The organism is Paraburkholderia guartelaensis (assembly GCF_004353905.1).
In the GTDB taxonomy this organism is placed as follows: Bacteria; Pseudomonadota; Gammaproteobacteria; order Burkholderiales; family Burkholderiaceae; genus Paraburkholderia; species Paraburkholderia guartelaensis.
In genome coordinates this window covers 1-690 of record NZ_SMOD01000172.1, presented here as the reverse complement: position 1 = coordinate 690, position 690 = coordinate 1, and the positions used below count along the sequence as shown (strand labels likewise).

1 protein-coding gene and 1 pseudogene are annotated in these 690 nt (G+C 59.7%); both read right to left on the bottom strand.

All coding sequences use genetic code 11. From position 1 onward, the window contains the following. Positions 1 to 308 (bottom strand): annotated as a pseudogene (locus E1N52_RS43940) (hypothetical protein); the annotation flags it as partial. An 18-nt stretch (positions 309 to 326) separates the two neighbouring features. After that, positions 327 to 690, bottom strand: a 364-nt coding sequence (locus E1N52_RS43935; protein ID WP_133191292.1) for a helicase-related protein, incomplete at its 5' end; no start/stop codon positions are given.

The window sequence follows — 690 nt, the reverse complement described above, 5'->3', positions numbered from 1 at the left end:
ATTTCGATCTCGTACAGGCTGGACCCCATGACCTGTGCACGGATCCTGCCCGTCGAAATCTGCAGATCGATCACCGAACCATTGCGCACATAGGTGCGACCGCGTGGCAGGCGACTGGCGTAGTCGCTGTAGTGCTCCAGGTTATCGCACCATGCCTTGCCCCAGAAGGTCTTCGCAATAGCCCCACGATAGGGCGCGATGGGCGACAGCGACTTGCCAGCCTTGATCGCTCTCGCAACCAGCTGTTGCGCCTGCTTTCTGCGCTCGGCCACCGGGACGTAGGGGTTCCATCCGGCGTAGTCAGCCATTCGCGTTCCTCTCCATGATCAGTTTTCCTGCGCAGAATGAATATCGAGCCTGACCAGATCGAGCAGCTCGCGGTCGCTCATCTCGGTCAGCAGCAGCTCCGCGCCGCCCTCAAGCACATCCTTCACCAGTTGCTGCTTTGTTTCGATCAGCTGGTCAATCCGGTCCTCGACCGTACCGCGGCAAACGAACTTGTGTACCAGAACATTCATGCACTGGCCAATGCGGAATGCCCGGTCCGTCGCCTGATTCTCGACCGCCGGATTCCACCAGCGATCGAAGTGAATCACGTGGGACGCGGCAGTGAGATTCAACCCCGCGCCGCCCGCCTTGAGCGAGAGCACAAAGAACGGGACCGATTCATCTTCCTGGAATTGCCGGACC